We start from the raw sequence: 26,392 nt of genomic DNA on the forward strand, positions 1-26,392 counted from the left end.
TCTGAAACGCCGGAGCGCCATTTGAAATCCCTTGTCGATTACTTCCGCCCCCGTGACATCGAACGGACCGGGGATGACAGTGCTGCGAAAACGATCTGGGGCTACGTCTGGCGGATGACGGGCTGGCACCAGCTTGGCTGTTGTGCCGGGGCGGTGCTTGTCGCCCTGCTGAACCTCGCCCCCATCGAATTGCAGCGCCGGATCGTGAACGAGGTGGTGGAGACGCAGAATGTGCCGCTGCTGATCCGGTTCGGGCTGGCCTATCTTGCCGTCATTGTCCTGCATCAGGCCGGCAAATTCGCACTGCGTGCCTATCAGTCATGGCTGACGGAAAGCACCAACATCTATACCCGGCGGCACCTGCTGGGACTTTATGGCGACAAGATCGAAACGACACGGGACAGTGAGGGGCGGGTGGTGTCCATCATCGGTTCCGAGGTCGAGAAACTGGGCGGCTTCGTGGGCGAGGCGCTGTCCCAGTCCTGCGCCAATCTGGCCATCCTGCTGGGCGTGCTGGGTTACATGTTTGTCGTGCAGCCCAGCATCGCGCTTTTTGCGCTGGCCTTCATGGTGCCGCAAATCATTCTGACACCCTTCCTGCAGCACCGCCTGAACGAACTGGTGGCGGAAAGGGTGGGTTATATCCGCGAACTGGGTGACCGGATATCAGACATGGATGCACCGGTGCAGGAGGAGGGGGCCCGTATTCTCGACCGGATCTTTGACAACCGCATCCGTTTCAACCTGCTGAAATTCGCGCTCAAGGCGGCATTGAACCTGCTGAATGCGCTGGGGCCGCTGTCGGTGCTGATCTTTGGCGGATATCTGGTGATGCAGGGGCAGACCCAGGTGGGGGTGATCGTGGCCTTCATCTCCGGTTTCGAGAAGATCAGCGCGCCGGTGCGCGAATTGGTCAGCTTTTACCGCGTGGCGGAACAGGCGCGGGTGCAGCACGACATGATTGCAAAATGGATGGCAAGGGTCGTGTCCTGAACCGCAGCGGGCGGTGCCGCGTTGACCCTTGGACAGCAACAGGAGAACCAGACAATGCGCATTTTATTCACCGGTGGCACCGGAAAAGCCGGGCGGCATGTGGTGCCTTATCTGCTGGCGCAGGGGCATCAGGTGCTCAACGTCGATCTGGCACCGCTGGAGCATGAGGGCGTCGACAACCGGATCGCCGATCTGACCGATGCAGGGCAGGTGTTCGACGTGATGCAAAGCTATGCCAACCTGTCCGAGCTGGTGCCGGGCGGCGGCGTGCCCGCCTTTGACGCGGTTGTGCATTTTGCCGCCGTGCCGCGCATCCTGATCCGGCCGGACAACGAGACCTTTCGCAACAACACGCTAAGCACCTATAACGTCATCGACGCGGCGGTGAAGAACCGCATCCCCAAGATCATCTTTGCCTCGTCGGAGACGACCTATGGCGTCTGTTTCGCCGATGGGTCGCGCAAACCCAACTATCTGCCGGTGGACGAGGAACACCCCACCGTGCCCGAAGACAGCTATGCCATGTCCAAGGTCTGCAACGAAGCGACGGCGCGCAGTTTTCAGGCCCGGTCCGGGGCCAATATCTATGGCTTGCGGATCAACAATGTGATCGAGCCGCATGAATATGAAACGCTTTTCCCGCAGTTCGTCGCAAACCCCGAACAGCGCGAGCGCAACATCTTTGCCTATATCGACGCGCGCGACCTGGGCCAGATGGTGGAGCGCTGCCTGCAGACCGACGGTCTGGGATACCAGGTGTTCAACGCGGCCAATGCGGAACATTCCGTCGGACTGACCACGCAGGCCCTGCTGGACAGGTTCTACCCGGATGTCCCGGTCATGCGCGAGATGGGCGAGGAGGAGACCTTTTACAGCATCGCCAAGGCGCGCAAGCTGCTGGGGTTCGAGCCGATTTACCGCTGGCGCGATCTGGTTGATCTGCATGGCGTTTAGGCATTGATGATCCCGGCCTGCGGGTGTCCGTTTCAGACTGCCAAAATCATGCCCCCTTGGTTGACCCTGTCGGGACGGCAGAGTAAACCCGAAGCCAAGCCATGACTGGCCCGAGCGCCCCGGCGCATCTGTGCCCAGCACCATAAAGGAGCCTCCCCTTGGACGACATGCTGCGGGAATATCTGCCTATCCTCGTTTTTCTGGCCGTAGCCATCGGATTCGGAGCCATCCTGATCCTTGCCGCCGTCATCGTCGCCGTGCGCAATCCGGACCCCGAAAAGGTCTCGGCCTATGAATGCGGGTTCAACGCATTCGACGATGCGCGCATGAAATTCGACGTGCGGTTTTATCTGGTTTCGATCCTGTTCATCATCTTTGACCTGGAAATCGCGTTCCTGTTCCCCTGGGCGGTCGCCTTCAAGGACATTTCGATGGTCGGCTTCTGGTCGATGATGGTTTTCCTGGGCGTGCTGACGGCTGGCTTTGCCTATGAATGGAAGAAAGGGGCGCTGGAATGGCAGTAACGGACGCAGGCACACCGGGCAGCTACAAGGCCGGACCGGACCGCGAGGTTGCCACGCAGGATCTGAATGCCGCGTTGCAGGACAAGGGATTCCTTGTCACCTCCACCGCCGACATCATCAACTGGGCGCGCACCGGGTCGCTGCACTGGATGACATTCGGTCTGGCCTGCTGCGCGGTCGAGATGATGCATACCTCCATGCCGCGCTATGACCTTGAGCGTTTCGGCACCGCGCCGCGTGCCTCGCCGCGCCAGTCCGACCTGATGATCGTGGCCGGCACGCTGACCAACAAGATGGCCCCGGCGCTGCGCAAGGTCTATGACCAGATGCCCGAGCCGCGTTATGTGATCTCCATGGGCTCCTGCGCCAATGGCGGCGGCTATTACCACTACAGCTATTCCGTGGTGCGCGGCTGCGACCGGATCGTGCCGGTGGATGTCTATGTGCCGGGCTGCCCGCCCACGGCAGAGGCGCTGCTTTACGGGATCATGCAGCTGCAGCGCAAGATGCGCCGGACCGGGACGATCGTGCGATGAACCGCGCGTCTGGAAGGATTTGAGATGAGCGAGCAACTTCAGGAACTTGGTGCCTATATCGAGGCCAAACGCCCCGATTGCATCCTCGCGTGGGACATCGCGCAGGGTGAGCTCAACATGGATGTCACCCTGACCAATATCGCCGGGCTGGTGGAATTCCTCAGGGGCGATCCGACCTGCCGTTTCTCCACCCTCGTGGACATCACGGCGGTGGATTATGCCGGCCGGGCCAAGCGGTTCGACGTGGTCTATCACCTGCTGAGCATGTATCAGAACCACCGCATCCGCCTGCGCGTCGCGACACGGGAAAAGGACATGGTGCCGAGCCTGGTCAGCGTCCACCCCTCGGCCAACTGGTTCGAGCGTGAAGTTTTCGACATGTTCGGCATCCTGTTTTCCGGTCACCCGGACCTGCGCCGCATCCTCACCGACTATGGCTTTCGCGGCTATCCGCTGCGCAAGGATTTCCCGACCACGGGCTATACCGAAGTCCGCTATGACGAGGCGCAGAAACGCGTGGTCTATGAGCCGGTGTCGCTGGTGCAGGAATACCGCCAGTTTGATTTCATGTCGCCCTGGGAGGGCGCGGAATACATCCTGCCGGGTGACGACAAGGCGGAAGGAGCCAAGTAATGGGCGGATTCTGGTGGCTTCTCCTGTCCGCGCTGACAGCCATTCCGATGGTCAAACTGCTGCCCTTCTTCGGCATCAACAAATACTGGGCGGCGGCCTGTCTGATCCCCTTTGGCACCATTGCGCTGCTGTGGTGGATGGGGCTCAAACTGCAAGAGTTGGAGAAACTGTGATGATCGCATTTCTGGAAGAGGTTTTGGCCCGGTTGTTCGGCACCCGCCAGGAGTTGCCGGTGCGGGTCCGCGCGAACCGTCCTCATCCGCAGCAGCGCCAGTTGAAGGGACCTAAATGATGGACGGCGATATTCGCGTGAACCGCTATGACGACGGATCGACCGATGCTCTGACGGGCGAACAGAAGATCCGCAATTTCAACATCAACTTCGGCCCGCAACACCCCGCGGCGCATGGGGTTTTGCGGCTGGTGCTTGAGCTGGACGGCGAGATCGTCGAACGTTGCGACCCGCATATCGGGCTGTTGCACCGTGGCACCGAAAAGCTGATGGAGAGCCGGACCTACCTGCAGAACCTGCCATATTTCGACCGGCTGGATTACGTGGCACCGATGAATCAGGAGCACGCCTGGTGTCTGGCCATCGAAAAGCTGACCGGCACGGTGGTGCCGCGCCGCGCCTCGCTGATCCGGGTGCTGTTCTGCGAGATCGGCCGCGTGCTGAACCACCTGCTGAACGTGACCACGCAGGCGCTGGATGTGGGCGCGCTGACGCCGCCGCTCTGGGGTTTTGAAGAGCGCGAAAAGCTGATGATCTTTTACGAACGGGCCTGTGGCGCGCGTCTGCACGCGGCCTATTTCCGGCCCGGCGGCGTGCATCAGGACCTGCCCGAAGCGCTGATCGACGATATCGAGGCCTGGTGCAAATCCTTCCCCGAAATCCTTGCGGACATTGACGGTCTGCTGACCGAGAACCGCATCTTCAAGCAGCGCAATGTCGATATCGGCGTGGTCAGCGAAGAGGACATCCTGAACTACGGCTTCTCCGGCGTGATGGTGCGGGGATCGGGCCTGGCCTGGGACCTGCGGCGCTCGCAGCCCTATGAATGTTATGACGAATTCGACTTCCAGGTGCCGGTGGGCAAGAACGGCGACTGCTTTGACCGTTACCTCTGCCGGATGGAGGAAATGCGCCAGTCCGTGCACATCATGGAACAGGCCATCGAAAAACTGCGCGCGCCCGAAGGGAAGGGCGATGTGCTGGCCCGTGGCAAGATCACACCGCCCAGCCGCACCGCGATGAAGACCGACATGGAAAGCCTGATTCACCACTTCAAGCTTTACACCGAAGGGTTCCACGTGCCTGCGGGCGAGGTCTATTGCGCGGTCGAGGCGCCCAAGGGCGAATTCGGCGTCTACCTTGTGGCGGATGGTTCCAACAAACCCTACCGCGCCAAGATCCGCGCACCCGGCTTCCTGCATCTGCAGGCGATGGACCATATTTCCAAAGGCCACCAGCTGGCAGATGTCGCCGCGATCATCGGCACCATGGACGTGGTGTTCGGGGAGATTGACCGGTGATGCCGAGACCTCATTTCTTTGCGGGCTTTCCCGGTGCCGCAAGCCAGACAGCGAATTCGAAAGAGACCCACTGATGCTCCGCCGACTGCACCACGAACAACCCGAGAGTTTCGCCTTCACGCCTGCCAACCAGAAGTGGGCCGAAGCGCAGATCACCAAATACCCCGATGGGCGGCAGGCCTCTGCCATCATCCCGCTCTTGTGGCGTGCGCAGGAGCAGGAGGGCTGGCTCTCCCGCCCGGCGATCGAGCATGTGTCGGAGATGCTGGGCATGGCCTATATCCGGGGTCTTGAGGTCGCGACCTTCTACTTCATGTTTCAGCTGCAACCCGTTGGTTCCGTGGCACATATTCAGGTCTGCGGCACCACCAGCTGCATGATCTGCGGGGCAGAGGACCTGATGGCCGTCTGCAAGGAGCGAATCGCGCCCAATGCCCATGAGCTTTCGGCGGATGGCAAGTTTTCCTGGGAAGAGGTCGAATGCCTCGGTTCCTGCGCCAATGCGCCGATGGCGCAGATCGGCAAGGATTATTACGAGGATCTGACCGCAGAGGGCTTTGGCAAGCTGCTGGATGAACTGGCGGCGGGCAAGGTGCCGGTGCCGGGTCCGCAGAACGGGCGCTATGCTTCCGAGCCTCTGGGCGGGCTGACCAGCCTCAAGGATCACGACAGCGGCCGCACGCAGTATAACGCCAGCGTGCAGCTTGCGGTCGATATCGGCGACACGATCAAGCGGATCGACGGCACAGAGGTGCCGCTGCTGACGCCCTGGCAGGGCAAGGCCGCCAATGCGGGCGGCAAACCGGCCAAGGCCAAGCGGGACGAACTGATGCCGCCCAAAGGCCCGGATGGCGCGCAGGCCGGCCGCAGCAAGGCAGAGGCCAAGGCCCCGCGCAACAAGGGTGACAGTTCCGACAAACACGCCGAGGCTGAAGGTGAAGCGCCCAAGGTCAAGGCCAAGGCGAAACCGGCAAAGGGCAGTGTCGCCCCCGGCGGCAAGCAGGAAACAAAGGCGCAAGCCGCAGCAGCGTCTGAGGGGCCGGGCACCAAGCCCGCCACAATGGCCGCCGCACGCGATAGCGGGGCGGATGATCTCAAGATGATCAGGGGCGTCGGGCCCAAGCTGGAAAAAATGCTGAACGATATGGGATTCTTCCATTACGATCAGATTGCCGGTTGGGGCGCGGAGGAAGTGGCCTGGGTCGATGAGAACCTCAAGGGGTTCAAAGGCCGTGTGTCGCGCGACAACTGGGTTGATCAGGCCACGCGCCTGGCTGCTGGGGAGGAGACCGAGTTTTCTGCCCGTGCCAGCAAGGATGGTCTCTACGACACGTAATCCGGGCCGCTACCGGTCTGACGGGAGAGGGAACTTTAGATGGCTGAGAATGACAATTCGATGAGCTGCACGGCGAAAAGCTGGGCACTGGCAATTGTTGCGGGCCTTGTGATCGGGCTTTTGCTGATGCTGGTCGGCGGGTGGGGCTTTGCCGCTGCCCTGATCCTGGCCGTTGTCATCGCGCTGGTTGTCGGTCTGTTCCTTTCCCTGGTCATCTGTCCGGGTGCAACCAGCGGCAGCGCCGTGGCAGCGCCGGCGGCTGATGCCGTTGCTGCACCGACTGCTGCTGCATCTGCCGTGGCCCCGGCCGTTTCCGACGCGCCCGAGGCGGTTGAGGAACCGGCAGCCGCGGCGGAGGCTGACACGCCGAAAGCGGCTGCGCCTGCATCGGGTTCCGTCATCAAGCCCACGAAAACGCTGGCGGGTCAGGCGGAACTGGCGGCGCGCAAGGGCGAATGGAAATACGAGAAAGAGGGCGCGGAAGCGCCTGCCAGGAAAGCGGCCCCGGCAAAGGCTGCGGCAAGCGCCTCGGCGGCCGTGGCAGAGCCTGCACCAGCGGCAAAGGCCGCACCGGCCAGGGCCAAGCGTGCGCCGGTGGCGGCTGACGGCAAGCCCGATCTGATGGACGCCCCGCGCGCCGAAGGTGCCGATGATCTGAAACTGATCAGCGGTGTCGGCCCCAAGCTGGAGCAGACGCTGAACGAATTGGGCATCTGGCATTACAGCCAGGTCGCGGGCTGGCGCAAGAAAGAGATCGCCTGGGTCGATGCGCGGCTGCGCTTCAAGGGCCGGATCGAACGCGACGACTGGATGAGCCAGGCCAAGATCCTTGCAAAAGGCGGCGAAACCGAGTTTTCGAAGAAGAAAAAGAAGTAAACCGCCGAGGGGGCAACCGGGCCAGGCATGAGTGAGCAAAGCGACAAGGCACAGTCTCGCAAGGGGCAGACCGTGGCACTGGTGATTGCCGGGACCATGCTGATCTGGCTGGCCGCGAACTGGGCCGGTCCGGCACTGGGATTGCCGGGGCGCTATGCGCTGCTGATCGACTTTGCCGCACTTGCGGCGCTGTTCTGGTCGCTGGTGGTGGCCTATCAGCTCTGGCAGGCGCGCCGGGCTGCGGATGATGGATAGAACGCTCCTTTCGGAGCAACAGACAAACGACCCTCTGGGGTCGAGACAAACGTAAGGGACGCAGCAATGCTTGCAGATCAGGACCGCATCTTTACCAACATCTACGGGATGCATGACCGCACCCTGAAGGGCGCGCAGCAGCGTGGCCATTGGGACGGCACCGCCGGGATCATCAAGAAGGGCCGCGACTGGATCATCGACCAGATGAAGGCAAGCGGATTGCGCGGCCGGGGCGGCGCGGGCTTTCCCACCGGGCTCAAGTGGTCCTTCATGCCCAAGGAAAGCGACGGGCGTCCGGCCTATCTGGTGATCAACGCGGATGAATCCGAACCCGGCACCTGCAAGGACCGCGAGATCATGCGCCATGATCCGCATACGCTGATCGAAGGGTGCCTGATCGCCTCTTTCGCGATGAATGCGCATGCCTGCTACATCTACATCCGTGGCGAATACATCCGTGAGCGCGAGGCGCTGCAGGCGGCCATCGACGAGGCCTATGACGCGGGCCTGCTGGGCAAGAACGCGGCGAAATCCGGCTGGGATTTCGACCTCTACCTGGCCCATGGCGCGGGGGCCTATATCTGCGGCGAGGAAACCGCCCTGCTGGAAAGCCTCGAAGGCAAGAAGGGGATGCCGCGCATGAAGCCGCCGTTCCCGGCGGGGGCGGGCCTTTATGGCTGCCCGACCACGGTGAACAACGTGGAATCCATTGCCGTGGTGCCGACGATCCTGCGGCGCGGGCCGGAATGGTTTGCCGGTTTCGGCCGGGCCAACAATGCGGGGACCAAGCTGTTTGCCGTGTCGGGCCATGTGAACAACCCCTGCGTGGTCGAAGAGGCGATGAGCATCACCTTCGAAGAGCTGATCGAGACCCATTGCGGCGGCATCCGGGGCGGCTGGAGCAATCTCAAGGCGGTGATCCCCGGCGGGTCCTCCGTGCCATTGATCCCCGGCGCGCAGATGAAAGACGCGATCATGGATTTCGACTATCTGCGCGAGCAGCGGTCGGGCCTGGGCACGGCGGCGGTGATCGTGATGGACAATTCCACCGATGTGATCAAGGCGATCTGGCGGCTGTCCAAGTTCTACAAGCACGAAAGCTGCGGCCAGTGCACGCCCTGCCGCGAGGGCACCGGCTGGATGATGCGGGTCATGGACCGGCTGGTGACAGGCGATGCGGAGCCCGAGGAAATCGACATGCTGCTGGATGTGACCAAGCAGGTCGAGGGCCATACGATCTGTGCGCTTGGCGATGCGGCGGCCTGGCCGATCCAGGGGTTGATCCGGCATTTCCGCGATGAAATCGAAGACCGGATCAAGCACAAGCGGACAGGGCGCGTCAGCGCCGTGGCAGCGGAATAGGAACCGGCATTTCGTTTGGTTCATCAAGAAGGAGGTTCTGCAATGGAACAGTTTTCTGACTACGGCCATGCGATCATGTCTTTGGCCTTGTTCGGCCTTATCGGCCTGCTGCTCAGCCCGATTTCCGCCGCGCGCAAATCGGCGGATGGGGTGACGGCAGGCGATATGCCCGCCGCCGACTACAGCAATGCCAGCTATCGGCTGAGCCGGGCCTATATGAACGCGATGGAAATGAGCGGCATGTTCGCCGCCGTGACCGTTGCGGCGATCCTTGCCGGGGCCAGCCCGTTCTGGGTGAATCTGCTGGCCTCGCTGTTTCTGATCAGCCGTGTGGTGGTGGCCTTTGTGCATATTCGTGGTATCGGCAAGGAAAACCTCGGCCTCCGCACCATGATCTACACCTTTGGCTGGGCGTGTTGTGTCTTTCTGGGCCTGATGGCGGTTGTGGCAGTCTTTTGATGCAAGACCCTGTCGCGGATTTTGGGATTGGGGCCAGGCCGGTCCGTGAGAACCCCTTTGGCACCTCTGGGCAACATGCAGCGCGGGTGGACAAGCGGGGGTGAAGTTCGCAGCGGGGTTTCATGATGCGCGCGGTCGCGGAAAGACCTGTCGCCGGGGGACCGTTTGATGCAGGGCGGGGCACACAAGGGCATGCATCTGGCGGAGCTGAACGTGGGCAGGCTTGTCGCCGCCAAGGATGATCCCCGCGTGGCGGAATTCATGGCCAACCTTGACCGGATCAACGGGCTGGCCAAGCGGATGCCCGGCTTCCAGTGGATGATGGAAGGCGAGACCGGGGCAGGCAACACCGATACCGCAATTGACGGCGATCCCCTGTTCATTCCGAACCTGAGCGTCTGGGAGAGTGTCGCCACGCTGGAAACCTTTGTCTGGGGCACGGTGCACAAGAAATTCTACGAACGCCGCGCCGAATGGTTCGAGGTGTTGGGAGCGATGCATTTCGTGATGTGGTGGGTGCCGCCGGGGCATCGGCCCGGCCTGGGCGAGGCGCTGGACCGGCTCGACCATCTGCGCGCCCATGGCGACAGCGATCATGCCTTTGGCTGGCGTCACCTGCCTGCTGCAACAATGCACAGGACCCACGGTTGCCGCCAGACAGAGGTTGCCTGAAATCCCGAATTGGCGGATATGTTGAGAAATAAGGGGAAAACCCCAAAGGGCCGTGCAGGAGACCGCCAATGAAGAAGTTCAGATTTCCCGAAGACGGGGATGTCGCCGCTGACATCAGGGAACGATACGGATTTGACGGCGACCTGCTGGACATCTATGCGCAGAACGACGGGGTGAAGGTGCACAAGTGGCATCATTACCTGCCGCTTTATGACCGCTATTTCAGCCGCTACCGGAATACGCCGGTGAAATTCCTTGAGATCGGGGTGAACAACGGCGGCTCCTTGCAGATGTGGCGGCGCTACCTGGGCAAGGACGCGGTGCTCTGCGGCATCGACATCAACCCCGATTGCGCGCAATACGACGGCCAGTCCGGCATGGTGCGCATCGGCTCGCAGGACGATCCGGCATTCCTGGCAAAGGTGGTCGAGGAGATGGGCGGCGTCGATGTGGTGCTGGATGACGGCAGCCACCGGATGGCCCATATCGAAGCCTCGCTGCGGGTGTTGTTCCCGCTGCTGACCACCGGCGGCACCTATATGATAGAGGATCTGCACACCGCCTATTACCCGCGTTTCGGCGGTGGCTTTCACGCGCCGGAGAATTTCTATAACACGGTGCGCAGAATGATTGATGACATGCACATGTGGTATCACAACAACAAACCGGCGCAGCTTCCGCAGATGAAGCGCGAAATCAGCGGCGTGCATGTGCATGATTCCATTGTCGTGATCGACAAGGCCGAAGCGCAACGCCCCACCCATTCGAGAGTGCAGAAATGATGAAGACCCGAATTAGCGTCATGGCGCTGCTTTGCGCCGCCCTTGTGGCTGGTTGCTCCGACAGCGAGAACCGCTTTGCCTTTGACGGCAAGTATTTCCGCACCAAGGTCAAGCGGGTCGACAAGCAACGCGACGTCTTCGTGGCGACGGTGAAAGGTGTCTCGCAATCCTTCGAAGGGGCACGGGGGGCCGCGCTGCACGCGGCAAACGGCTATTGCGTGGCGACCTATGGCAGTTCCGACATCGACTGGGTGGTGGGGCCGGACACGCCGGCAGACCAGCTGCGCATCGTCGATGACACGCTGACCTATCAGGGGACCTGCCCGCAGGCCCAATAGGCCATGCGCTGAAACCTGCGGAAAATGGCTGTCGGGACCGGGTGTTATTGCATATCAGCGCAGGCTCACCCAGCTGTCGGTCAACTTCCGAAGGAGAGTGAAATGCGTTTGATGATGATTGCCCTGTTTGGTCTGGCGGTGCTTGCCGCCCCGGTTTCGGCGAAACCACCGCTGCGCGAGGTCGCCGCGATCGACGATGCCCTGCTGGATGTCGGAATCGCCGATGCGATCCGCAAGAATTGTCCCACGATAGATGCCCGGCTGATCAGGGCCACCAGTTTTCTGTGGAAAATCAAGGGCCAGGCCAATGATCTGGGCTATACGGATGCTGAAATCGACGCCTATCGCAAAAGCGATGCGGAAAAAGAACGGCTCAAAGCGCGCGGAAGGGCGTTTTTCAAGGCGAGGGGGGTCGATACTTCTGATCCACAAAGCTATTGTGCGCTTGGACTCGAAGAGATTCAAAAACAGAGCCGGATCGGTTCGTTACTGAGAGCAAAGTGAACCTATGAGCGACCTTCGCAAGATCATCATTGATGGCAAGGAAATCGAAACCGAAGGGGCGATGACGCTCATTCAGGCCTGCGAGCAGGCGGGCGTCGAGATCCCGCGTTTCTGTTATCACGAGCGGCTTTCGATTGCGGGGAACTGCCGCATGTGTCTGGTGGAGGTCGTGGGCGGCCCGCCCAAGCCCGCCGCAAGCTGCGCGATGCAGGTGCGCGATCTGCGCCCCGGTCCCGAGGGCCAGCCGCCGGTGGTGAAAACCAACAGCCCGATGGTCAAGAAGGCGCGCGAAGGCGTGATGGAGTTCCTGCTGATCAACCACCCGCTGGATTGCCCGATCTGCGACCAGGGTGGCGAATGTGATCTGCAGGATCAGGCGATGGCCTATGGTGTGGATTTCTCGCGCTACCGCGAACCCAAGCGCGCGACCGAGGATCTGAACCTCGGGCCGCTGGTCGAAACCCATATGACCCGCTGCATCTCCTGCACCCGCTGCGTGCGTTTCACCACCGAGGTCGCAGGCGTGCACAAGATGGGCCAGACCGGCCGGGGCGAAGATGCGGAGATCACCTCCTACCTGGGGGAAACGCTCGAATCGAACCTGCAGGGCAATATCATCGACCTTTGCCCGGTGGGGGCGCTGGTCAGCAAACCCTATGCCTTTACCGCGCGTCCCTGGGAGCTTTCCAAGACCGAAAGCATCGACGTGATGGATGCGCTGGGGTCGAACATCCGTGTCGACACCAAGGGCCGCGAAGTGATGCGGATGCTGCCGCGCAACCATGACGGCGTGAACGAGGAATGGATTTCCGACAAGACCCGCTTTGTCTGGGACGGGCTGCGCCGCCAGCGGCTGGATACGCCCTACATCCGCGAGAACGGCAAGCTGCGCAAAGCGGACTGGCCCGAGGCGCTGGCAGCCGCTGCTGCCGCGATGAAGGGCAAGAAAGTTGCCGGTCTGGTCGGCGATCTGTCCTCGGTCGAGGCGGCCTATGCATTGAAAACATTGATCGAAGGGCAGGGCGGTATCGTCGAATGCCGCACCGATGGGGCCAAGCTGCCTGCGGGCAACCGCTCCGGCTATGTCGGGACAGCCACGGTCGAAGAACTGGACACTGCCAAGGCGATCATGCTGATCGGGACCAACCCGGCGGTGGAGGCTCCGGTGCTGAACGCGCGTATCCGCAAGGCGTGGTCGCGCGGCGCAAACGTGGGTGTGATCGGGCCGCAGGTCGATCTGACCTATGAATATGCCCACATCGGTGACAATCCGTCGGTCATGGCCGATTTGCTGCAACGCGATCATTCCGCTGTGCAGGAAAAGCACTCGGTGATCATCGTGGGGCAGGCGGCCCTGACCCGCGAAGACGGTGCCGCAGTGCTGGCCGATGCGATGGCGCTGGCGGAAGCAACAAAATCCTCCTTCATGGTGCTGCACACCGCTGCATCGCGTGTCGGTGCGATGGATATCGGCGCCACTGCCGACGGCGGCGTGCCTGCCGTTCTGGAAGCTGACGTGATCTATAACCTTGGCGCGGATGAGGGCGACATTCCCGCCGGTCCTTTCGTGATCTATCAGGGCAGCCACGGCGACCGGGGTGCGCACCGCGCGGACATCATCCTGCCCGGCGCCGCCTATACCGAGGAACCGGGCCTGTTCGTGAACACCGAAGGCCGTCCGCAGCTTGCGCAACGCGCCAGCTTTGCCCCCGGTCAGGCCAAGGAAAACTGGGCCATCCTGCGCGCGCTGAGCGCCGAGATGGAGGCGACATTGCCGTTTGATTCCATCGCCGCCCTGCGCCGCGCGCTGGTCAGTGACGTGCCGCATCTGGCCCGTGTTGACGAGGTTGCCGAAAACGCGTGGACGCCACTGGAACGCGGCAGCGTCGATGCGGCACCCTTTGGCGAGGCGATTGCGGATTTCTACCTCAGCAATCCGATTGCCCGGGCCAGCCAGTTGATGGCGGAGCTTTCGGCCAATGCCGCGGCGCGCCGCGCCAAACCCATGGCGGCGGAGTGAGAACAACCGCCGTCCTTGCGATGATGACCTTGGGTGCATGTGAACCGCAGGTGCCCGTGGCCTCTGATTTTATCCCGGAATACAAGGGGGTAGAGACTGTTTTGCTGGATGGTGACCTGGTGCAGTTCAACGTGGCGATGACCAAGGCGCTCAGCACGCAGGACGTGGCGGATTACGCCGAATGTGCCGCCGCACGCTATACGCTGATCCGCGGCTACGGATTTGCGCGCCATGTGCGCACAAATGTAGAGCAAGAGGGTGGCATCTGGCGAGCGGATGCTGTTTATACAATCTCGCCAAGCTTGCCACGGGGCATAAAGACAATTGATGCTGAAGTGACCACACAGAGCTGTGTGGAAAAAGGCATACCGACGGTGTGAGGGACAATGGCTGACTTCTTTACGAACACGGGGTTGGGGATTGGGCTGCTGGTCACGGGGCAGGTCTTGTTGATCCTGCTGCCGCTGCTGGTGTGCCTGGCGTTCCTGATGTACGCCGACCGCAAGATCTGGGCGGCCGTCCAGATGCGGCGCGGGCCCAATGTGGTGGGTGTCTTTGGCCTGCTGCAAAGCTTTGCCGACCTGCTGAAATACGTGGTCAAGGAAGTGGTGATTCCCGCCGGGGCCGACCGGGCGGTGTTCCTGCTGGCCCCGATGGTCAGCCTGGTGATGGCGCTGGTGGCCTGGGCGGTGATTCCCTTCAACGACGGCTGGGTGCTGTCGGACATCAATGTGGCGATCCTCTATGTCTTCGCGATTTCCTCTCTGGAGGTTTACGGCGTGATCATGGGCGGCTGGGCCTCGAACTCGAAATACCCGTTCCTGGGCTCGCTGCGCTCTGCCGCGCAGATGATTTCCTATGAGGTCAGCATCGGCCTGATCATCATCGGTGTCATCATCTCCACCGGGTCGATGAACTTCTCCGCCATCGTTGCGGCGCAGGAGGGGGCCGGGGGCATCTTCAACTGGTACTTCCTGCCGCATTTCCCGATGCTGATCCTGTTCTTCATCTCGGCCCTGGCCGAAACGAACCGCCCGCCCTTTGACCTTCCGGAAGCGGAATCAGAGCTGGTGGCGGGGTATCAGGTTGAATATTCCTCGACGCCGTTCCTGCTGTTCATGATCGGCGAACTTGTCGCCGTGGTGCTGATGTGCGCATTGGTTTCGCTGCTGTTCCTGGGCGGCTGGCTGTCGCCGATCCCGTTCCTGCCGGATGGCTTCCTGTGGATGTTCCTGAAGATGCTGCTGGTGTTCTTCATGTTCTCCATGGTCAAGGCGATCACCCCGCGCTACCGCTATGACCAGCTGATGCGCCTGGGCTGGAAGGTGTTCTTGCCGTTCTCGCTGTTCTGGGTGGTTTTCGTGGCCTTCGCGGCAAAATTCGAATGGTTCTGGGGCATCTATGCCCGCTGGCCCGTAGGAGGCTGACATGACACAAATCGACTATGCCCGCGCCGCCAAGTATTTCCTGCTGCAGGATTTCGCCAAGGGTTTCGCGCTGGGGTTCAAGCAGATGTTCCGCCCCAAGGCGACGGTGAACTATCCGCACGAAAAAGGGCCGCTGTCCCCGCGTTTCCGCGGTGAACATGCGCTGCGCCGCTATCCCAACGGCGAAGAGCGCTGCATCGCCTGCAAGCTTTGCGAGGCGATCTGCCCGGCGCAGGCGATCACCATCGACGCGGAACCGCGCGACGACGGCAGCCGCCGCACCACGCGCTATGACATCGACATGACCAAGTGCATCTATTGCGGCTTCTGTCAGGAGGCCTGCCCGGTGGATGCCATCGTCGAGGGGCCGAATTTCGAGTTCAGCACCGAAACCCGCGAAGAGCTGTACTATGACAAGGACAAGCTGCTGGCGAATGGTGAACGCTGGGAAGCGGAGATTGCCCGCAACCTCGAAATAGATGCGCCTTACAGATGAGTGATCCCACCAACCCCTTCGAGGCGATGATGCGCCAGGCGCAGGAGATGGCAAAGTCCTTTCCGGCAATGGATGCCTTTTCCCCCAAGGTGTTCGAGGCAATGATGGGCACCATGCCCAAGGACATGATGGAAATGATGTTCGGCAATGCCGTCAACGAGGGTGGGCTGGACGCGCGGACGCGGCTGCTGCTGACCCTTGCGGGGCTGACCATGCAGGGCGCTCAGAACGATGTGGCGGTGCGCCAGACGGTGCGCCACGCGCTGGAGGCCGGTGCCACCAAGAAACATATCACCGAGACAATTGGCCAGATGTCGGTATTTGCCGGCGTACCGGCCATGTCGCGCGCCATGGAACTGGCCGGGCAGGTCTGGGACGAAAAAGAGGGTAAGGAATGACGGTCTTTTCATTCTATCTGTTTGCCATTTGCGTGATCACGGGCGGGCTTCTGACCGTGGTCAGCCGGAATCCGGTGCATTCGGTGCTCTGGCTGATCCTGGCCTTTCTCAGCTCGGCGGGGCTTTTTGTTCTGCTGGGGGCGGAATTCGTCGCGATGCTGCTGATCATCGTCTATGTCGGCGCGGTCGCGGTGCTGTTCCTTTTCGTGGTCATGATGCTGGACGTCGATTTTGCCGAATTGAAGGCGGAGATGGCGAAATACATGCCATTGGCCCTGCTGATCGGCCTTGTGATCCTGATGCAGTTCGTCATGGCCTTTGGCGCCTGGGAAACCAACGACGCCGCCGAGGGGCTGCGCGCACAGGTGGCGGACCCGAACACCTTCAACACCGAGGCTTTGGGCCTGATCCTCTATGATCAGTATTTCCTGCTGTTCCAGCTGGCGGGTCTGATCCTGCTGGTTGCGATGATCGGGGCCATCGTTCTGACCCTGCGCCACCGCGCGGATGTGAAGCGTCAGGACGTTGTGGCGCAGATGATGCGCGATCCGGCCAAGGCGATGGAACTGCGTGACGTGAAACCGGGGCAGGGCTTGTGAAACCGGCTGTGATCATATCGGCGGCGATGGCAGACATCGCTGGCGGATTGGTCGCGAAGGATGCCTGCTGATTTATCGGCGGAGCGGCGGGTTCCCGGTGGAAGTCGGGAACACGAAAGACTAGAAGCCCGGCAACAGGGCGCGAGACGAGGGACGACATGATCGGACTTGAACATTACCTGACAGTGGCGGCGACGCTTTTTGTCATCGGCATCTTCGGGCTTTTCCTGAACCGCAAGAACGTGATCATCCTGCTGATGAGCATCGAGTTGATGCTGCTGGCGGTGAACATCAATTTTGTCGCCTTCTCCAGCTTTCTCGGCGATCTGGTGGGGCAGGTCTATACGCTGTTCGTGCTGACCGTCGCGGCCGCCGAGGCGGCGATCGGTCTGGCGATCCTGGTTTGTTTCTTCCGTAATCGCGGCACCATCGCCGTCGAAGACGTCAACGTGATGAAGGGCTGAGGGCAATGGAAACCATACTCCTTTTCGCCCCGCTTGTCGGTTCACTGATCTGCGGTTTCGGCTGGAAGATCATCGGACAGCCAGCGGCGCAGTGGGTTTCAACCGGCCTGTTGTTCCTGGCCGCGATCCTGTCCTGGATCGTATTCCTGACCTTCGACGGGCCCACCGAACATATCGCGATCCTGCGGTTCATCGATTCCGGCAGCCTGTCCACCGACTGGTCGATCCGGCTGGACCGGCTGACCGCGATCATGCTGATCGTGGTGACGACGGTCTCCAGCCTCGTGCATCTCTATTCCTTCGGCTACATGGCCCATGACGAGAACTTCAAGGATACCGAGCAATACCGCGCCCGGTTCTTTGCCTATCTGTCGTTCTTTACCTTTGCCATGCTGATGCTGGTGACCTCCGACAACCTGGTGCAGATGTTCTTTGGCTGGGAAGGGGTCGGCGTCGCCTCCTACCTGCTGATCGGCTTTTACTACCGCAAACCCAGCGCCAATGCCGCGGCGATCAAGGCCTTCGTGGTCAACCGCGTGGGGGATTTCGGATTTGCCCTGGGCATCTTTGCCCTGTTCCTGATGACGGACAGCATCCGTTTCGACGATATCTTTGCATCGGCCCCTGATCTGGCAGAGCAGACCATTTCGTTCCTCTGGACCGACTGGAACGCCGCGAACCTGATCGCCTTCCTGCTGTTCGTGGGGGCGATGGGCAAATCGGCCCAGCTGTTCCTGCACACCTGGCTGCCCGATGCGATGGAAGGCCCGACACCGGTCTCCGCGCTGATCCACGCCGCGACCATGGTGACGGCGGGTGTCTTCCTGGTCTGCCGCATGTCGCCGCTGATGGAATTCGCGCCCCAGGCGATGACCTTTGTCACCGTGATCGGCGCCACCACCGCCTTTTTCGCCGCGACCGTGGGTCTGGTACAGACCGACATCAAGCGCGTCATCGCCTATTCCACCTGTTCGCAGCTGGGCTACATGTTCGTCGCCGCAGGCGTTGGCATGTATTCGGCAGCGATGTTCCACCTGTTCACCCATGCCTTCTTCAAGGCGATGCTGTTCCTCGGTGCGGGCTCGGTCATTCATGCCATGCATCACGAGCAGGACATGAACAACTATGGCGGTCTGCGCAAAAAGATCCCCTATACCTATGCCGCGATGATGATCGGCACCCTGGCGATCACCGGGGTCGGCATCCCGCTGACACATATCGGTTTCGCCGGCTTCCTCAGCAAGGATGCGATCATCGAAAGCGCCTGGGGCGGCGGGTCCATGTATGGTTTCTGGCTGCTGGTTGTCGCCGCTGCGATGACAAGTTTCTACAGCTGGCGCCTGATCTTCCTGACGTTCCACGGCAAGCCGCGTGGCGACAAACACACCCATGACCACGCGCATGAAAGCCCGATGACCATGCTGGTGCCGCTGGGTGTTCTGGCCCTTGGTGCCGTCTTCTCCGGCATGTTGTGGTACGGCAGCTTCTTCGGCTCGACCGAGGAGATGGCAGAATTCTACGACATCCCGCTGGCCGAAATGGCGGCTGGTGGCGAAACCCATGCCGAAGGCGCGGGCGAAGCCCATGCCGCAACCGAAGAAGATGCCGGTCACGGCGAGACTGCCGAAGCGGGCCACGGCGAGACTGCCGAAGCTGGTCACGGCGAGACGGCCGAAGCGGGCCACGGCGGCGGACATCACGCAGCCTTTGGCGGCGCGCCGGGCGAGGGGGCATTGTACTTCGGTCCCGAAAACCACGTGCTGGAAGCGGCGCATGAGGCACCGGTCTGGGTCAAGGTCAGCCCCTTCATCGCGATGCTTATGGGGTTTGTCCTGGCGCTGTGGTTCTACATCTGGAACCCGACACTGCCCGGCCGTCTGGCCGCGAACCAGCAGCCGCTTTACCTGTTCCTGCTGAACAAATGGTACTTCGACGAAATCTATGACGTGATCTTTGTCCGTCCGGCCAAGGCGATTGGCCGCTTCCTGTGGAAGCGCGGCGACGGCGACGTGATCGATGGCACCCTGAACGGGGTCGCGATGGGCATCGTGCCCTGGTTCACGCGGCTCGCCGGTAAGGCGCAGTCCGGCTATATCTTTACCTATGCCTTTGCCATGGTGATCGGGATCGCGGTTCTGGTCACATGGATGACGATGACCGGAGGGTCCCACTGATGGACACGCATCTTCTTTCCATCATTACCTTCATGCCCGCCTTTGCGGCGCTGATCCTTGCGGTGTTCCTGCGTGGTGAGGATGCGGCAGCGGCGCGCAATGCCAAGTGGCTGGCGATGATCACCACCTCGGCAACCTTCCTGATCTCGCTTTTCGTGCTGTTCGACTTTGACCCCAGCAACACCGGGTTTCAGTTCGTCGAGGAATCGGAATGGCTGCTGGGGCTGAAGTACCGCCTGGGCGTCGATGGCATTTCGGTGCTCTTCGTGATGCTGACCACTTTCATGATGCCGCTGGTCATCGCGGCAAGCTGGAATGTCGAGCACCGGGTCAAGGAATACATGATCGCCTTCCTGCTGCTGGAGACCCTGATGCTGGGCGTCTTCATGGCGCTGGACCTGATCCTGTTCTACCTGTTCTTCGAGGCGGGGCTGATCCCGATGTTCCTGATCATCGGCATCTGGGGCGGGGCCAACCGGATCTACGCCAGCTTCAAGTTCTTCCTTTATACCTTCCTCGGTTCCGTGCTGATGCTGGTGGCCATGGTGGCGATGTACACCGACGCCGGCACCACCTGCATCGGCGCCTGTGATGTCAGCCTGCTGAACCACAGCTTCGCCTCTGACAGCTTCAGCCTGATGGGCGTGCAGGTGATCGGCGGGATGCAGACGCTAATGTTCATCGCCTTCTTCGCCAGCTTCGCGGTCAAGATGCCGATGTGGCCGGTCCATACCTGGCTGCCCGATGCCCACGTTCAGGCCCCGACGGCGGGGTCGGTGGTGCTGGCGGCGATCCTGCTCAAGATGGGCGGCTACGGCTTCCTGCGGTTCAGCCTGCCGATGTTCCCGGTGGGGGCAGAGGTGCTGACACCGCTGATCCTGTGGATGAGCGCGATTGCCATCGTCTATACCTCGCTGGTGGCGCTGGTGCAGGAAGACATGAAAAAGCTGATCGCCTATTCCTCGGTTGCGCATATGGGTTTTGTGACCATGGGCATCTTTGCGGCCAACCAGCAGGGTGTCGATGGTGCGATCTTCCAGATGATCAGCCACGGCTTCATCTCGGGCGCGCTGTTCCTTTGCGTCGGCGTGATCTATGACCGGATGCACACCCGCGACATCGACGCCTATGGCGGGCTGGTGAACCGGATGCCCGCCTATGCGCTGATCTTCATGCTGTTCACCATGGCCAACGTGGGCCTGCCGGGCACCTCCGGCTTTGTGGGTGAATTCCTGACGCTGATGGGGACTTTCCAGGTCAACACCTGGGTTGCCGCCGTGGCGACCACCGGGGTGATCTTCTCGGCGGCCTATGCGCTCTGGCTTTACCGACGGGTGGTCATGGGCGACCTGATCAAGGAAAGCCTGCGGTCGATCACCGACATGACCACGCGCGAGCGCTGGATCTTCGCGCCCCTGGTGGTGATGACACTGCTGCTGGGCGTCTACCCGTCACTGGTGCTGGACATTATCGGCCCCTCGGTCACGGAACTTGTTGAAAATTATGACATCGCGCTGGAGGCGGCGAGCGCCGCAATCCAGACCGCCGAAGTGTCGAACTAAAAGGACCCGTGCGATGATTTCCGCTGATCTGAACATCATCCTGCCAGAAATCCTGCTGTCCTGCTTTTCGCTGCTGGGACTGCTGGTCGCGGTTTATACCACCAAGGACAAGGTGGGGAGCCTGTTGATCTGGCTGACCGCGGCGGTCTTTGTTCTGCTGGCAGCCTGGATCGGCTTTACCGGCGAAGGCACCCGTCTGGCCTTCAACGGCATGTTCATCGAAGACGGCTTTGCCCGTTTCGCCAAGGTCACGATCCTGCTCAGCGCCGCTGCCGTGCTGCTGATGTCCGAAGGCTATATGAAAGCCCGCGGATTGCTGCGGTTCGAATACCCGATGCTGGTGGCCCTCTCCGCCGTGGGCATGATGATGATGGTCAGCGCGGGCGACCTGATGGCGCTTTACATGGGGCTGGAACTGCAATCGCTGGCGCTTTACGTGGTCGCCTCCCTGCGGCGCGACTCCGTGCGCTCGACCGAGGCGGGGCTGAAATATTTCGTTCTGGGCGCGCTCAGCTCGGGCCTGTTGCTCTATGGCGCTTCGCTGGTTTACGGCTATGCGGGCACCACGCTGTTCTCCGGCATCATCGAGACCGCGCAATCGGGCGAGACCTCGCTGGGCCTGCTCTTTGGCATCGTCTTCCTGATCTCGGGCATGGGCTTCAAGGTTTCCGCCGTGCCGTTCCACATGTGGACGCCGGACGTCTACGAAGGCTCGCCCACGCCGGTCACCGCCTTCTTTGCCACCGCGCCCAAGGTCGCGGCGATGGGCCTTTTCGCCCGCGTGCTGCATGACGCCTTCGGCAATGCCGTTGCGGACTGGAGCCAGATTGTCGCGCTGCTTTCGGTGCTGTCCATGTTCCTGGGCGCCATTGCCGCCATCGGCCAGACCAATATCAAGCGGCTGATGGCCTTCTCCTCCATCGCGCATATGGGCTATGCGCTGATGGGGCTGGCCGCCGGCACCGCCCTGGGCGTGCAGGCGATGCTGGTCTATATGGCGATCTATGTAACCATGAACGTCGGCACCTTCGCCTTTATCCTGCTGATGAGCCGGGATGGCGCGCCGGTGACCGATATCGCATCGCTCAACATGTACGCCAAGACCAACCCGGGCCGGGCGCTGGCAATGCTGGTGCTGCTGTTCTCGCTGGCGGGGGTGCCGCCGATGCTGGGCTTCTTCGGCAAGCTTTACGTGCTGCGCGCCGCCTATGACGCCGGGCTGGCCTGGCTGGCGGTGGCCGGTGTGATCGCATCGGTGATCGGGGCATATTATTACCTGCGGATCGTGTTCTACATGTACTTCGGGTCCGAACAGGCGGATACGCTGGACCGGTCCGGCAGCAGCGTGCTCTCGGGCTTCCTGATGGCTTCGGCGCTGATCATGGTGCTGGGCATCATCAACATGTTTGGTGTCGAAGGCGTGGCTGCGGCCGCCGCCGGGGCGCTTGTCAACTGACCGTTCTGCGGTCTGACAGGCTGAGCTTGCCGCTTTCACGGACCCTCACCCCTTGATGGGCTGGCCCGAAGGATATGGGCGGCTGGTGCTGGACACGGTCGATTCCACATTGGCAGAGGCCGGGCGCCGGCTGCGTGACCTCTCCGGTCCGGAATGGATCCTGGCAAAGGAGCAATCCGCGGCACGGGGCAGGCGGGGCCGCGCATGGTCCACCCCCCGGGGGAATTTCGCGGCAACGCTGGTCCTGCCCAATGCCGAGGCACCGGGCATTGCCGCGCTGCGGTCCTTTGTTTCTTCGCTGGCGCTTTATCGCAGCTTTGTCGCGGTCACCGGGCAGGGAAACCGTTTTGCCCTGAAATGGCCCAATGACGTGCTGCTGGACGGCGGCAAGGTCGCTGGCATCCTGCTGGAAACAAACGGTCCGCATCTGCTGATCGGCATTGGTGTCAACCTGGCCCATGCGCCGGGCGCGGATCAGGTGGAACCGGGGGCTGTCACCCCTGTCAGCCTTGCCGGGGCATTCGGGATCGGAGTTGCGCCAGAGGCGTTTCTGGATGTGCTGGCGGCCGAATACGCGGTGCTTGAGACGCAGTTCACCACCTATGGGTTCGATCCCATCCGCACCGCCTGGCTGGCCCATGCGGCACGTCTGGGCGAGGTCATCCGCGCGCGCACGACCCGGGATGAGACCAGTGGCGTCTTTGAGGATGTGGACCAGAACGGGAATCTGATATTGAACACGGCAAAGGGCAGGGTCGCGATTGCCGCTGCGGATGTGTTTTTCTGAAAGAAGGGGGGCAGGGGATGCTCTTGGCGATTGACTGCGGGAACACCAACACGGTCTTTTCCATCTATGATGAGGGGCGGGCGCTGTGCACCATGCGCACATCGACCCATCACGCGCGCACGGCGGATGCCTATTTCACCTGGTTTTCGACCTTGCTGAACCATCATCAGATCAAGCCCGACATCACCGATGTGATCATCTCCTCGACCGTGCCGCGGGTGGTGTTCAACCTGCGTGTCTTTTCCGACCAGTATTTCAACTGCCGTCCGATGGTGGTGGGCAAGCCCGACTGCCTGCTGCCGGCCGCGCCGCGCGTGGACCAGGGCACGATCGTGGGGCCGGACCGGCTGGTCAACACCTCGGGGGCTTTTGACCGGCACGGTGGCAACCTGATCGTGGTCGATTTCGGCACCGCCACCACCTTTGATGTGGCGGGCCATGATGGCGCATATGTGGGCGGGGTCATTGCACCCGGCGTGAACCTGAGCCTTGAAGCGCTGCATATGGCCGCCGCCGCACTGCCACATGTGGACATTACCAAGCCACAACGTGTAGTAGGCACCAATACGGTCGCTTGCATGCAATCGGGCGTGTTCTGGGGCTATGTCGGCCTGGTCAAGGAGATCTGTGCCCGGATCAAGGCCGAACGCGACCAGAACATGAAGATTATCGCAACCGGCGGGCTGGCCCCGTTGTTTGCCCAGACCGAAGACCTTTTCGACGTCATTGAAGATGACCTTACGATGCACGGCCTGACCGTGATCCATAAGTATAACAAGGATAAAGCTGAATAATATGAGCAGCGAGAGATTGATCTACCTTCCCCTCGGCGGGGCGGGTGAAATTGGCATGAATGCCTATGTGTATGGCTACGGGAAACCGGGCAAGGAGCGGCTGATCGTCGTGGACATGGGCGTGGCCTTTCCCGATATGGATGGCAGCCCCGGCGTGGACCTGATCCTGCCGGACATCCAGTGGCTGAAGGAACGCCGCGACCGGATCGAGGCGATTTTCGTGACCCACGCGCATGAAGACCACGTTGGCGCCATCGCCCATACCTACGAGGCGCTGCAGGCGCCGATCTATGCCCGGACCTTCACCGCCAACATTGCGCGGCGCAAGATGTCCGAACACGGCCATCCCGATGACGCGGTGCAGACCGTGGGGGCCTGGCCGCACCAGCAGGGGGCGGGGCCGTTCCAGGTGGGGTTCCTGCCGATATCGCATTCCATCCCTGAATCCTCCGCGCTGGTGATCGACACGCCAGAGGGGCGTCTGATCCACTCCGGTGATTTCAAGATCGACCTGACCCCCGGCGTCGGCGAAGCCTTTGACCCGGAACTCTGGGCCGAGGTCTGCAAGGACGGGATCAAGGCGCTGGTCTGTGACAGTACCAATGTGTTCTCGCCGCTGCCGGGCCGGTCGGAAGCGACGCTTGGCCCCGAGATCGAAAAGCTGGTCAGCGGCGCGTCGGGCATGGTGGTTGCGACCACCTTTGCCTCCAATGTGGCGCGGGTAAAGACGCTGGCGGTCGCGGGCGACAAGGCGGGGCGCTCCATCGTGCTGCTGGGCCGCGCAATGAAACGCATGGTCGAGGCGGCGCTGGAAACCGGCGTGATGCAGGATTTCCCGAACACCGTCAGCCCCGAAGAGGCGCGCGGCATCCCGCGCGAGAACCTGCTGTTGCTGGTCACCGGGTCGCAGGGCGAACGCCGCGCGGCATCGGCCCAGCTTGCCCGGGGCAAGTATCAGGGGATCGAGATGAAGGAAGGGGACATGTTCCTGTTCTCTTCCAAGACGATTCCCGGCAATGAACGCGGCGTGATCCGCATCATCAACCAGTTCTCCGAAATCGGTGTGGATGTGGTGGACGACAGTTCGGGCCTCTACCACGTGTCCGGCCATGCGAACCGGCCTGACCTGGAAACCCTGCATGACGTGGTCAAACCGCAGGTGCTGATCCCGATGCACGGCGAACACCGCCACCTGCGCGAGCATGTGAAGATCGCCGAGGGCAAGGGCATGACCGGTGTGCTGGCGGTCAATGGCATGATGATCGACCTCAGCGGCAACAAGCCGAGCGTGGCCGAATATGTCGAGACCGGGCGCACCTATCTGGATGGCTCGGTGCAGATCGGCGCGCTGGACGGGGTGGTGCGCGACCGTATCCGCATGGCGCTGAACGGTCATGTGACCGTCACCGTGATCATGGACGAGGATGACGAGCCGCTGGGTGATCCCTGGGTCGACATGATGGGCCTGCCGGAAACGGGCCGCTCCAAGGCGCCGCTGGCCGATGTGATCGAAGCGGACCTGAGCCAGTTCCTGGGCCGGTCCAAGGCCGCCACGCTGCGCGACGATGACAAGCTGAACGAGGGGCTGAAGCGCGCCGTGCGCCAGTCCGCGCAGGACGAGATCGGCAAGAAGCCGGAAGTGACAGTGGTGGTCAGCCGGTTGAGCTGACCATAGCGTCTGACGAAATACCTGAGGCATCAGGCATCACGTAACGCGTTGAAATCTTTGATTTCAGGCAGCGCTATGTGATTCGGGTTTTTCGCATGACGCTTTCTCGTTCCCGCCGGATCATTCGGCGGGAACATCCTCCTCCGGCGCATCGCCGCTGCACATGTAGACTGCACCGCCAACCGCAAGCACCGATACGCCCACCGCCGTCAGCGCGGCGGGGGTGGACAGGGCCGTGACCACGGTTGAGCTGGTGGCGTTCAGGTTGGTGATCAGCGTGCTGGCGCTGCCCGACAGGATCATCGCGCCGGATTTATGCGCCACGGCCACCGCCGCCGCCGGGTCCGTCACCGTTGTCAGGGCGGCATTTGCGATGGATTTTGTCACGGCCAGCGTTTCGGCCTTTGTCGTGTTTACCCGTTCGCAGACCGTCGTGCGGCAGAGCCCGCGAAAATTGCGCTCTCCGGGGACCAGGAAAAACCCGGTCTTGTCGTCCTGTGTCAGGCAATAGCCCTTGATCTGGTTGTCGGGCACCGTCGTTGCGAGGTAATCGTAGAGCACAGCGCTCAGGCAGGCGGGGGGCGTGCCCCAGGCGCGGTTCCACCTGGCCGAGGGCCAGCGCATCAGTTTCTCGCGGGTTTTGACGTCTTCGGCGAAAGTGGCGAAATTATCCGCCTCGATCACGATTTCGCTGCCGTTGACCACGGCGCGGCACCGCTCTGCCGCGGCGGCAGAGGCGGAGATCATCAACAGCAGGGCAAGGAAAGGGCGGAGCATCTGTCAGGCCTT

30 protein-coding genes are annotated in these 26,392 nt (G+C 61.7%); 29 read left to right on the plus strand and 1 reads right to left on the minus strand.

All coding sequences use genetic code 11. The features are described 5' to 3' along the window. The first annotated feature begins 21 nt into the window (after positions 1-21). The 29 genes from O4H53_RS04310 to O4H53_RS04450 all read left to right on the plus strand — a co-directional run bounded on the left by O4H53_RS04310 (position 22) and on the right by O4H53_RS04450 (position 25,603). Complete coding sequence (locus tag O4H53_RS04310) at positions 22-993, plus strand: ABC transporter ATP-binding protein (protein WP_269361647.1); 972 nt, start codon at positions 22-24, stop codon at positions 991-993. A 54-nt stretch (positions 994-1,047) separates the two neighbouring features. Continuing rightward, positions 1,048-1,947: an NAD-dependent epimerase/dehydratase family protein gene (locus O4H53_RS04315; RefSeq protein ID WP_269361648.1), complete on the plus strand. Its 900-nt coding sequence runs from the start codon at positions 1,048-1,050 to the stop codon at positions 1,945-1,947. Positions 1,948-2,105: 158 nt separating this feature from the next. Continuing rightward, the gene (locus O4H53_RS04320) at positions 2,106-2,471 is read left to right on the plus strand and encodes an NADH-quinone oxidoreductase subunit A (protein WP_067287807.1); all 366 of its coding nucleotides are present in this window, start codon (positions 2,106-2,108) and stop codon (positions 2,469-2,471) included. Next, positions 2,462-3,007, plus strand: coding sequence for a NuoB/complex I 20 kDa subunit family protein (locus O4H53_RS04325; RefSeq protein ID WP_114275544.1), 546 nt, complete (start codon positions 2,462-2,464; stop codon positions 3,005-3,007). Before O4H53_RS04320 ends, O4H53_RS04325 begins: the two co-directional genes overlap by 10 nt. Before the next feature lie 24 nt (positions 3,008-3,031). After that, the gene (locus tag O4H53_RS04330) at positions 3,032-3,640 is read left to right on the plus strand and encodes an NADH-quinone oxidoreductase subunit C (protein ID WP_269361649.1); all 609 of its coding nucleotides are present in this window, start codon (positions 3,032-3,034) and stop codon (positions 3,638-3,640) included. After that, complete coding sequence (locus tag O4H53_RS04335; RefSeq protein WP_205388237.1) at positions 3,640-3,813, plus strand: hypothetical protein; 174 nt, start codon at positions 3,640-3,642, stop codon at positions 3,811-3,813. The genes O4H53_RS04330 and O4H53_RS04335 overlap by 1 nt, the downstream gene beginning before the upstream one ends. 115 nt (positions 3,814-3,928) lie before the next feature. Beyond that, the gene (locus O4H53_RS04340) at positions 3,929-5,173 is read left to right on the plus strand and encodes an NADH-quinone oxidoreductase subunit D (protein WP_269361650.1); all 1,245 of its coding nucleotides are present in this window, start codon (positions 3,929-3,931) and stop codon (positions 5,171-5,173) included. A gap of 73 nt (positions 5,174-5,246) precedes the next feature. Continuing rightward, positions 5,247-6,509: an NADH-quinone oxidoreductase subunit E gene (locus O4H53_RS04345; protein ID WP_269361651.1), complete on the plus strand. Its 1,263-nt coding sequence runs from the start codon at positions 5,247-5,249 to the stop codon at positions 6,507-6,509. Between the two features lie 39 nt (positions 6,510-6,548). Further along, positions 6,549-7,385, plus strand: a complete 837-nt coding sequence (locus O4H53_RS04350) for a hypothetical protein (protein ID WP_269361652.1) — start codon at positions 6,549-6,551, stop codon at positions 7,383-7,385. Positions 7,386-7,412: 27 nt separating this feature from the next. Further along, the gene (locus O4H53_RS04355; RefSeq protein WP_269361653.1) at positions 7,413-7,640 is read left to right on the plus strand and encodes a DUF5337 domain-containing protein; all 228 of its coding nucleotides are present in this window, start codon (positions 7,413-7,415) and stop codon (positions 7,638-7,640) included. A 66-nt stretch (positions 7,641-7,706) separates the two neighbouring features. Then, complete coding sequence (gene nuoF / locus O4H53_RS04360) at positions 7,707-9,002, plus strand: NADH-quinone oxidoreductase subunit NuoF (protein WP_269361654.1); 1,296 nt, start codon at positions 7,707-7,709, stop codon at positions 9,000-9,002. Positions 9,003-9,044: 42 nt separating this feature from the next. Further along, positions 9,045-9,461 carry an MAPEG family protein gene (locus O4H53_RS04365; protein WP_269361655.1) on the plus strand — a complete coding sequence of 139 codons (417 nt, stop codon included), beginning with the start codon at positions 9,045-9,047 and terminating at the stop codon, positions 9,459-9,461. Between the two features lie 168 nt (positions 9,462-9,629). Beyond that, entirely contained in the window at positions 9,630-10,133 is a 504-nt protein-coding gene (locus O4H53_RS04370; protein WP_269361656.1) for a DUF3291 domain-containing protein, read from the plus strand. A gap of 68 nt (positions 10,134-10,201) precedes the next feature. After that, entirely contained in the window at positions 10,202-10,915 is a 714-nt protein-coding gene (locus O4H53_RS04375) for a class I SAM-dependent methyltransferase (RefSeq protein WP_269361657.1), read from the plus strand. Continuing rightward, positions 10,915-11,253 (plus strand): hypothetical protein, encoded by a 339-nt coding sequence (locus O4H53_RS04380; RefSeq protein ID WP_269361658.1) that lies wholly within the window; start codon positions 10,915-10,917, stop codon positions 11,251-11,253. The genes O4H53_RS04375 and O4H53_RS04380 overlap by 1 nt, the downstream gene beginning before the upstream one ends. Positions 11,254-11,277: 24 nt before the next feature. Further along, entirely contained in the window at positions 11,278-11,757 is a 480-nt protein-coding gene (locus O4H53_RS04385) for a DUF5333 domain-containing protein (RefSeq protein WP_269361659.1), read from the plus strand. A gap of 4 nt (positions 11,758-11,761) precedes the next feature. Next, entirely contained in the window at positions 11,762-13,777 is a 2,016-nt protein-coding gene (gene nuoG / locus O4H53_RS04390) for an NADH-quinone oxidoreductase subunit NuoG (protein WP_269361660.1), read from the plus strand. A 20-nt stretch (positions 13,778-13,797) separates the two neighbouring features. Continuing rightward, positions 13,798-14,157 carry a hypothetical protein gene (locus tag O4H53_RS04395; RefSeq protein ID WP_269362075.1) on the plus strand — a complete coding sequence of 120 codons (360 nt, stop codon included), beginning with the start codon at positions 13,798-13,800 and terminating at the stop codon, positions 14,155-14,157. A 6-nt stretch (positions 14,158-14,163) separates the two neighbouring features. Continuing rightward, positions 14,164-15,204, plus strand: a complete 1,041-nt coding sequence (gene nuoH / locus O4H53_RS04400; protein ID WP_269361661.1) for an NADH-quinone oxidoreductase subunit NuoH — start codon at positions 14,164-14,166, stop codon at positions 15,202-15,204. 1 nt (position 15,205) lies between these two features. After that, a complete protein-coding gene (nuoI, locus tag O4H53_RS04405) occupies positions 15,206-15,700 on the plus strand; it encodes an NADH-quinone oxidoreductase subunit NuoI (protein WP_269361662.1) in 495 nt (164 codons plus the stop codon). After that, the gene (locus tag O4H53_RS04410; protein WP_114275530.1) at positions 15,697-16,098 is read left to right on the plus strand and encodes a carboxymuconolactone decarboxylase family protein; all 402 of its coding nucleotides are present in this window, start codon (positions 15,697-15,699) and stop codon (positions 16,096-16,098) included. The genes nuoI and O4H53_RS04410 overlap by 4 nt, the downstream gene beginning before the upstream one ends. After that, positions 16,095-16,697, plus strand: coding sequence for an NADH-quinone oxidoreductase subunit J (locus tag O4H53_RS04415; protein WP_269361663.1), 603 nt, complete (start codon positions 16,095-16,097; stop codon positions 16,695-16,697). Before O4H53_RS04410 ends, O4H53_RS04415 begins: the two co-directional genes overlap by 4 nt. 158 nt (positions 16,698-16,855) lie before the next feature. Further along, positions 16,856-17,161, plus strand: coding sequence for an NADH-quinone oxidoreductase subunit NuoK (gene nuoK / locus O4H53_RS04420; protein WP_025048953.1), 306 nt, complete (start codon positions 16,856-16,858; stop codon positions 17,159-17,161). 5 nt (positions 17,162-17,166) lie between these two features. Further along, complete coding sequence (nuoL, locus tag O4H53_RS04425; protein ID WP_269361664.1) at positions 17,167-19,335, plus strand: NADH-quinone oxidoreductase subunit L; 2,169 nt, start codon at positions 17,167-17,169, stop codon at positions 19,333-19,335. Further along, positions 19,335-20,897 carry an NADH-quinone oxidoreductase subunit M gene (locus tag O4H53_RS04430; protein ID WP_114275527.1) on the plus strand — a complete coding sequence of 521 codons (1,563 nt, stop codon included), beginning with the start codon at positions 19,335-19,337 and terminating at the stop codon, positions 20,895-20,897. Before nuoL ends, O4H53_RS04430 begins: the two co-directional genes overlap by 1 nt. Positions 20,898-20,910: 13 nt before the next feature. Next, entirely contained in the window at positions 20,911-22,353 is a 1,443-nt protein-coding gene (gene nuoN / locus O4H53_RS04435; RefSeq protein ID WP_269361665.1) for an NADH-quinone oxidoreductase subunit NuoN, read from the plus strand. 55 nt (positions 22,354-22,408) lie between these two features. After that, positions 22,409-23,140, plus strand: coding sequence for a biotin--[acetyl-CoA-carboxylase] ligase (locus tag O4H53_RS04440; RefSeq protein WP_269361666.1), 732 nt, complete (start codon positions 22,409-22,411; stop codon positions 23,138-23,140). A gap of 17 nt (positions 23,141-23,157) precedes the next feature. Continuing rightward, entirely contained in the window at positions 23,158-23,934 is a 777-nt protein-coding gene (locus O4H53_RS04445) for a type III pantothenate kinase (protein WP_269361667.1), read from the plus strand. 1 nt (position 23,935) lies between these two features. Continuing rightward, positions 23,936-25,603 carry a ribonuclease J gene (locus tag O4H53_RS04450; protein WP_269361668.1) on the plus strand — a complete coding sequence of 556 codons (1,668 nt, stop codon included), beginning with the start codon at positions 23,936-23,938 and terminating at the stop codon, positions 25,601-25,603. A 120-nt stretch (positions 25,604-25,723) separates the two neighbouring features. Here the strand turns inward: O4H53_RS04450 and O4H53_RS04455 are convergent, their stop codons facing one another. Next, positions 25,724-26,380: a hypothetical protein gene (locus tag O4H53_RS04455; RefSeq protein ID WP_269361669.1), complete on the minus strand. Its 657-nt coding sequence runs from the start codon at positions 26,378-26,380 to the stop codon at positions 25,724-25,726. Positions 26,381-26,392: the final 12 nt, after the last annotated feature.

The sequence above is a fragment of the Sulfitobacter sp. G21635-S1 genome (assembly GCF_027213915.1).
Taxonomy (GTDB): domain Bacteria; phylum Pseudomonadota; class Alphaproteobacteria; order Rhodobacterales; family Rhodobacteraceae; genus Sulfitobacter.

What these genes read in the sequence shown, in the direction of transcription:
- O4H53_RS04330 (WP_269361649.1), top strand. Translation starts at nt 3,032, where the DNA reads ATGAGCGAGCAACTTCAGGAACTTGGTGCCTATATCGAGGCCAAACGC.
- nuoL (WP_269361664.1), top strand. Translation starts at nt 17,167, where the DNA reads ATGGAAACCATACTCCTTTTCGCCCCGCTTGTCGGTTCACTGATCTGC.
- O4H53_RS04355 (WP_269361653.1), top strand. Translation starts at nt 7,413, where the DNA reads ATGAGTGAGCAAAGCGACAAGGCACAGTCTCGCAAGGGGCAGACCGTG.
- O4H53_RS04410 (WP_114275530.1), top strand. Translation starts at nt 15,697, where the DNA reads ATGAGTGATCCCACCAACCCCTTCGAGGCGATGATGCGCCAGGCGCAG.
- O4H53_RS04335 (WP_205388237.1), top strand. Translation starts at nt 3,640, where the DNA reads ATGGGCGGATTCTGGTGGCTTCTCCTGTCCGCGCTGACAGCCATTCCG.
- O4H53_RS04395 (WP_269362075.1), top strand. Translation starts at nt 13,798, where the DNA reads ATGATGACCTTGGGTGCATGTGAACCGCAGGTGCCCGTGGCCTCTGAT.
- O4H53_RS04345 (WP_269361651.1), top strand. Translation starts at nt 5,247, where the DNA reads ATGCTCCGCCGACTGCACCACGAACAACCCGAGAGTTTCGCCTTCACG.
- nuoH (WP_269361661.1), top strand. Translation starts at nt 14,164, where the DNA reads ATGGCTGACTTCTTTACGAACACGGGGTTGGGGATTGGGCTGCTGGTC.
- O4H53_RS04340 (WP_269361650.1), top strand. Translation starts at nt 3,929, where the DNA reads ATGATGGACGGCGATATTCGCGTGAACCGCTATGACGACGGATCGACC.
- O4H53_RS04325 (WP_114275544.1), top strand. Translation starts at nt 2,462, where the DNA reads ATGGCAGTAACGGACGCAGGCACACCGGGCAGCTACAAGGCCGGACCG.
- O4H53_RS04315 (WP_269361648.1), top strand. Translation starts at nt 1,048, where the DNA reads ATGCGCATTTTATTCACCGGTGGCACCGGAAAAGCCGGGCGGCATGTG.
- O4H53_RS04365 (WP_269361655.1), top strand. Translation starts at nt 9,045, where the DNA reads ATGGAACAGTTTTCTGACTACGGCCATGCGATCATGTCTTTGGCCTTG.
- O4H53_RS04430 (WP_114275527.1), top strand. Translation starts at nt 19,335, where the DNA reads ATGGACACGCATCTTCTTTCCATCATTACCTTCATGCCCGCCTTTGCG.
- O4H53_RS04370 (WP_269361656.1), top strand. Translation starts at nt 9,630, where the DNA reads ATGCAGGGCGGGGCACACAAGGGCATGCATCTGGCGGAGCTGAACGTG.
- nuoF (WP_269361654.1), top strand. Translation starts at nt 7,707, where the DNA reads ATGCTTGCAGATCAGGACCGCATCTTTACCAACATCTACGGGATGCAT.
- O4H53_RS04350 (WP_269361652.1), top strand. Translation starts at nt 6,549, where the DNA reads ATGGCTGAGAATGACAATTCGATGAGCTGCACGGCGAAAAGCTGGGCA.
- O4H53_RS04450 (WP_269361668.1), top strand. Translation starts at nt 23,936, where the DNA reads ATGAGCAGCGAGAGATTGATCTACCTTCCCCTCGGCGGGGCGGGTGAA.
- O4H53_RS04455 (WP_269361669.1), bottom strand. Translation starts at nt 26,380, where the DNA reads ATGCTCCGCCCTTTCCTTGCCCTGCTGTTGATGATCTCCGCCTCTGCC.
- nuoG (WP_269361660.1), top strand. Translation starts at nt 11,762, where the DNA reads ATGAGCGACCTTCGCAAGATCATCATTGATGGCAAGGAAATCGAAACC.
- O4H53_RS04385 (WP_269361659.1), top strand. Translation starts at nt 11,278, where the DNA reads ATGGCTGTCGGGACCGGGTGTTATTGCATATCAGCGCAGGCTCACCCA.
- O4H53_RS04375 (WP_269361657.1), top strand. Translation starts at nt 10,202, where the DNA reads ATGAAGAAGTTCAGATTTCCCGAAGACGGGGATGTCGCCGCTGACATC.
- O4H53_RS04380 (WP_269361658.1), top strand. Translation starts at nt 10,915, where the DNA reads ATGAAGACCCGAATTAGCGTCATGGCGCTGCTTTGCGCCGCCCTTGTG.
- nuoN (WP_269361665.1), top strand. Translation starts at nt 20,911, where the DNA reads ATGATTTCCGCTGATCTGAACATCATCCTGCCAGAAATCCTGCTGTCC.
- O4H53_RS04445 (WP_269361667.1), top strand. Translation starts at nt 23,158, where the DNA reads ATGCTCTTGGCGATTGACTGCGGGAACACCAACACGGTCTTTTCCATC.
- nuoI (WP_269361662.1), top strand. Translation starts at nt 15,206, where the DNA reads ATGACACAAATCGACTATGCCCGCGCCGCCAAGTATTTCCTGCTGCAG.
- O4H53_RS04415 (WP_269361663.1), top strand. Translation starts at nt 16,095, where the DNA reads ATGACGGTCTTTTCATTCTATCTGTTTGCCATTTGCGTGATCACGGGC.
- nuoK (WP_025048953.1), top strand. Translation starts at nt 16,856, where the DNA reads ATGATCGGACTTGAACATTACCTGACAGTGGCGGCGACGCTTTTTGTC.
- O4H53_RS04440 (WP_269361666.1), top strand. Translation starts at nt 22,409, where the DNA reads ATGGGCTGGCCCGAAGGATATGGGCGGCTGGTGCTGGACACGGTCGAT.